This is a genomic window from Streptomyces sp. NRRL B-24572, from assembly GCF_002156145.1.
GTDB lineage: Bacteria > Actinomycetota > Actinomycetes > Streptomycetales > Streptomycetaceae > Streptomyces > Streptomyces vietnamensis.
On record NZ_MWIG01000091.1, the window covers coordinates 1 to 5,109 of the forward strand.

At 72.8% G+C, this 5,109-nt stretch carries 4 protein-coding genes and 1 pseudogene; 4 read left to right on the forward strand and 1 reads right to left on the reverse strand.

What is annotated here, in order from left to right; genetic code table 11:
• Positions 1 to 343: 343 nt before the first annotated feature.
• Positions 344 to 625 (forward strand): annotated as a pseudogene (locus CCN56_RS44230) (serine hydrolase); the annotation flags it as partial.
• Positions 626 to 950: 325 nt separating this feature from the next.
• On the opposite strand, the gene CCN56_RS05895 reads toward CCN56_RS44230, so the two are convergent.
• Complete coding sequence (locus tag CCN56_RS05895; RefSeq protein WP_086824271.1) at positions 951 to 1,847, reverse strand: DUF4184 family protein; 897 nt, start codon at positions 1,845 to 1,847, stop codon at positions 951 to 953.
• A gap of 241 nt (positions 1,848 to 2,088) precedes the next feature.
• On the opposite strand from CCN56_RS05895, the gene CCN56_RS05900 reads away from it, so the two are divergent.
• From CCN56_RS05900 to CCN56_RS05905, 3 genes are all read left to right on the forward strand, one after another.
• On the forward strand, positions 2,089 to 3,894 hold the full coding sequence (locus CCN56_RS05900; protein ID WP_086824273.1) for a lytic transglycosylase domain-containing protein: 1,806 nt from the start codon (positions 2,089 to 2,091) through the stop codon (positions 3,892 to 3,894).
• A 169-nt stretch (positions 3,895 to 4,063) separates the two neighbouring features.
• A complete protein-coding gene (locus tag CCN56_RS41675) occupies positions 4,064 to 4,204 on the forward strand; it encodes an SPW_0924 family protein (RefSeq protein ID WP_107072740.1) in 141 nt (46 codons plus the stop codon).
• Between the two features lie 10 nt (positions 4,205 to 4,214).
• Positions 4,215 to 5,109: DUF3068 domain-containing protein (locus CCN56_RS05905; RefSeq protein ID WP_086824275.1), on the forward strand; the 895-nt coding region annotated here is incomplete at its 3' end.

Below are 5,109 nucleotides of genomic sequence, written 5' to 3' on the forward strand. Positions count from 1 at the left end.
CCTCCCCACCTGGGCCCTCCTCCTCGCCCTCCTCGGCGCGACGGGCACCGCCTGGCCCCAGCCCGCCGAGGCACACCCGGCGCCCGCCCTCTGCACCTCGCCCCGCGAACCGGCCCTCGCCGCCCGCCTGTCCCAGGACATCGCGGCGGCGCTCAAGGGCCGGGAGAGCACGGTCTCCCTCGCGGTCCACGACCCCGGGCGCGGGCTGCGCTGCCGGCTCGCCGACACCCTCGCGTACGACTCCGCGAGCATCGCCAAGGTCCTGATCATGCAGGCCGTCCTCGGGCGGGCGGAGGAGCTGGGCCGCGCGCCCACCCGGCTGGAGGCGCGGCGGCTGAAGGCGATGATCACCCGCTCCGACAACAAGGCCGCCACCGAGCTGTGGGACGGGCTGTCCCGCGCCCGGCTGAACAGGGTGCTGCGGGAGGCCGGTGCCCGGGACACCGTCCTCGGCCGCGGCCACTACTGGGGCCTCACCCGCACCACCGCACGCGACCAACTCGCCCTCCTCGCCGCGGTCTCCCGCCGTCCCGAGGCCCTGTCCCTCATGGGGCAGGTCGTCCACCAGCAGGCCTGGGGGGTCACGGCGGGCGCGCCCCGCACGGTCAAGGTCCACCTCAAGAACGGTTGGCTGCCCCGCGCGACCCACGCCTGGCGCGTCCACAGCATCGGCATCGTGCGCCCGGCGACGGCTGCGACGGACATGGGCACGGACCCCGAGGCAGGCGCGGGAACAGGCACAGGCACAGCCACAGGTACGAGTCTCGACACCGACACCGGCACGGACACCGCCCCAGGGAGTCCCGCCGTCGACTACAGGATCGCCCTCCTCAGCCACGACAACCCCACCATGCGGTACGGCGTCCGCACGCTGGAGCGCATCGCCCTCGTCGTGCACCGCAGACTCTCCGGCAGCGCGGCGGCCCGCGACTTCACCCCGCCGGAGCGGATCAGCGAGATCCCGGACGGGAGCGCTCCGGCCGAGGGGCCGGGTCAGGGAGGTCCCGGGGGAGCGGCGCGGCCGGGGCCGTCCGAGCCCGCCGTGACCGGAGGAGCCGCGCCCCCGTCCCGTACAGCACGAGCCCGAAGGCGAGCCCCGCGCCGGCGCCGAAGCAGGCCGTCGGAATGACGGCGAGGGGCGTTTCGACCCGGTCCCAACCCCAGTACGCGGCCCAGCGCAAGACTCGGTGGGCGACACCGGCGAGGACGCAGCCGCCGATCAGACCGGTGGCGAGGAGCCGTCCGCGCCGACCCGGCACGGGGATTCGGGCCGGCAGCTCCACCCCGGGGAGGGAGGAGCGCAGGGCCCGCGCAGCGCACCGGCCGAGGAGCACGAGGGCCAGCGCCGAACCCCCGTACTGCGCATAGAGGTAGACCGGGAACCCGGCCACGATCTCGCCGAGGAAGGGGATGGAGCGGGTGCCCCAGCGGTCGAGGTGGGTGAAGGAGTCCCACACCACATGGGTCGTGGCGCCGATGACCGCCGAGAGGCAGAACCATCCGGCGAGCGCGGCCGGGTGCCGTTCCCGCCAGGGCCGGCCCCGCACGAGCCCGTACACCCGGCCGCGCCACCGGGCGGGCAGCAGCGCGACGAGCGGCTCGCGCACGGTCAGCCACAGGGCCACGAGCGCGGCGGTGATCAGTACGTCCGCCGTGACGATCCCGACGGGGGAGTGGGTGACGTCCCCGAGGGTCATCGCCCCGGGGAACGCGGTCGCGGCGAAATAGGTCATGTCGGGCGAGAAGGACCCGGCGACGAGGGCGGAGGCGACGAGCGACCCGCGCGCGGTCCCGTTCCGGCGCAGCGCGGGCAGCACGGCGGCGGCGTGGCTCAGCGTGAACGGCAACGGGAGTTCCCCCAGGGTTTTCGGTGGTGACGGCGGCCGGAGTGCGTGATCGACCGGAGTGCAAGAGGGCCGGGACGCTCCGGTCGGTTCCCGGACTCACCTGGTCGGCAGGCGGCCAAGAGGTGACGAAACCGTGAAACACGGTCAGGGGCCGGTACCCGGTGGTCCGGAGTTGGCATAGGGTCGCCAGAGGTCTCGCGCGGGGAGCGCGGGACCTCGTTGATGGGGAGGGACGACGGACATGGCAGCGCACATGGGTCACCGGCTGCGCAAGGGAGCCACCACAGGTGTGGTGATGGCCGCGGCGGTCGCCGCGCTCGCCGCTTCGCAGGCACCGGAAGCGGTCCAGCCGCCCGTGGACAACGCCGGCGGCGACCACGCCATCGGCGCCGGTGACACGACGCCGCCCGGAGGGGGCTCCGCGACGGGCGATTCCCCGTACTACACGGCCCTGCCGCCGCTGAACACGCCGAACAAGCCCGGGGCGAGCAGCAATCTTCCGGTGATCACCGGCCCCGCCGAGGCCGGCATACCCGCGTCCGTCTACTCCGCCTACAAGCGCGCCGAGCTGTCGATACGCTCGACCGACCCCGACTGCAACCTGCCGTGGCAGGTGCTCGCCGGCATCGGCAAGGTCGAGTCCGGCCAGGCGCGCGGCGGCCGGGTCGACGCCAACGGCACGGCATCGCCGCGGATCCTCGGCCCCGCCCTCGACGGCAACGGCTTCGCCCTGATCACCGACACCGACGACGGCGCCTACGACGGCGACACGAAGCTCGACCGGGCCGTCGGCCCGATGCAGTTCATCCCGTCCACCTGGGCCACCTGGGGCCAGGACGCCAACAGCGACGGGAAGAAGGACCCGAACAACATCTACGACGCGGCACAGGCCGCCGGCCTCTACCTCTGCGCCAACGACCGCAACCTCGCGCTCAAGGCCGACCTCGACAGCGCCATCCTCAGCTACAACCACTCGACGGAGTACCTGAACACGGTCCTGTCCTGGGTCACGTACTACCAGCGCGGCACCCACCAGATCCCGGACGGCACGGGCGTGCTGCCGGTCGACCGCAGCGACGACGTCGGCAGGGGCAACCGCCCCCACCCCACCACGCCGCTCCCGACCGTCCCCACGACTCCGGCGCCGACGCCGCGCACCCCGGAGCCGAAGCCGTCGGAGACCCGCCCCGGAACGGTCAAGCCGCCGACCGTCCCGACCAAGCCCCCGGTCACCCCGCCGGTGACGCCGCCCACCGTCCCGGCGGCCGTCAAGGTCGCCCAGCTCGTGATCGTGGCCAACGAGAAGCTGACCACGACCACCGGCAGCGCCTTCACGGGAGCCCCCCGGGTCGCGGCGCTCGACGCCGCGGGCAAGCCGGTCGCCGGCGTGGCCATCCGCTTCGAGATCACCGGCACCACCGACACCCGCTTCGCCGGCGGCGGCACCACGGCCACCATCACCACCGGTTCGACCGGCCTCGCCGCCTCTCCCGCCCTCCGGGCTGGTGCGAAGACGGGGTCCTTCACCGTGCGGGCCACCGTCGTGGGCCGGACCCTGCACGCGGCCGAGTTCGCCGCGACCGTCACGGAGCGCCGGGCGGACACCCTCACCCGGGTCGCCGGCGACCCGCTGTCGGCCACGACCGGCACCTCCTTCACCCAGCAGATCCAGGTGAAGGCCACCGACAAGGGCGCCCTCGCCCCCGGCGTACGGGTCACCGCGGTGATCGTCACCTCGAAGACGGACCCCAAGGAGAGCACCGAGGGCCCCTCCTTCAAGCGCGCCGACGGCACGTCCGTCCGTACCGTCACCCTTGAGACCGGGACGAACGGACTGCTCACCTTCGCGTCGGGCGACCTCCTCGCGGGCGACAAGGCGGGCACGTTCTACCTCCAGCTGACCGCGCCCGGCGGCGGCACCACCTTCATCGACCTCACGGTCACCGCGCCCCCGACGACCGACCCGGAGCCGACCCCGGAGCCGACGCCCTCCGGCAGCGGCTCGCCCGAGGCCACCCCCTCGCCCAGCGCCTCCCCTTCGGCCTGACCGCCTGAGCCTGTGCGCCGCGTTCCTCCGCGCCGTCCCTCCCGCCCGCACCGGGCGGGAGGGGCGGCGCTTCGCGTTACCCGGGTGCAACGTGTTCTCATCTCGCGGCCGCGTTGCTACGGTGCCCCCGCCCTGACGACCTATCAGATCGCATCCCGGGAGGCCGACCATGCGCGCCCTCGTCGCCGCCGCCATCGGACTCGCCCCAGTCCTCCTCTTCGTCCTGCTCCTCTCCGTGGTCGATCTGCCGCCCGACGGCCCCACTTCGCCCAAGCCCCTGCTGACCGCCGATCCCGGCCCCAAGAAGTAGGGGGCCGACCGTGCGCCGCCGAGCCAGCCTCGTCCTCCTCGCCCTCGCCGTCTTCTGCGCCGCGATGGCCCCGACCCTGCGCTGGTACGCCTTCCCCCGCCTGGCGAAGATCCCGGCGAACCAGTACCAGGACACCGTTCTGGAGGCGCGGCCCGCGACCCTCCTCAACTACTCCACCCTCAAGGCCGAGAAGGTCGACAAGATCACGATCATCCAGACCCTCAAGGGCAACGTGGAGGAGTCGCAACGCATCGAACGCGACGCCGGACGCGACGTCGTCGTCTGGGACGCCCTCGCCTACGTCACGGGGCCCGACGGCAAGATGGTCTCCAAGGTCCCGGAGCGGTACGTCTTCGACGCCCACACCCAGGACCCGGTCCACGCCACCGGCGAATCCGTCGACGGCGACCCCGTCCGGCGCGAGGGCATCGAGTTCAAGTTCCCCTTCCTGACCGAGAAGCGCGACTACCAGTACTTCGACGCCCAGACCCGCACCGCGGCCCCCATCCACTACAAGGGCACCCGCACCTTCCGCGGCATGGAGGTCTACTACTTCGAGCAGACCATCCCCTGGACCAAGGTCCCCATGCCCAAGGCCATGCCGGTCAAGGGCATCACCCCCAAGATCCTCGCCGACTCGGGCCTCACCCGCTGGTACACGACCAAGCGCATGTTCTGGGTCGAGCCGGTCACCGGAGCCCCCGTCAACGGCGAGGAGATCCACAAGGAGGAGCTCCGCAACGCCAAGAAGCTGATGGGGCAGGACACCCTCACCGTCTTCGCGGGGCACGTGAAGATGCGCGAGGACTACCTGGAGAGCATCGGGGCGATGGTCTCCTCCAACCGCCTCATGGTCCTCATGCTCGTCTCCTACGTCCCGTGGAGCCTCACCGTCCTCGCCCTCG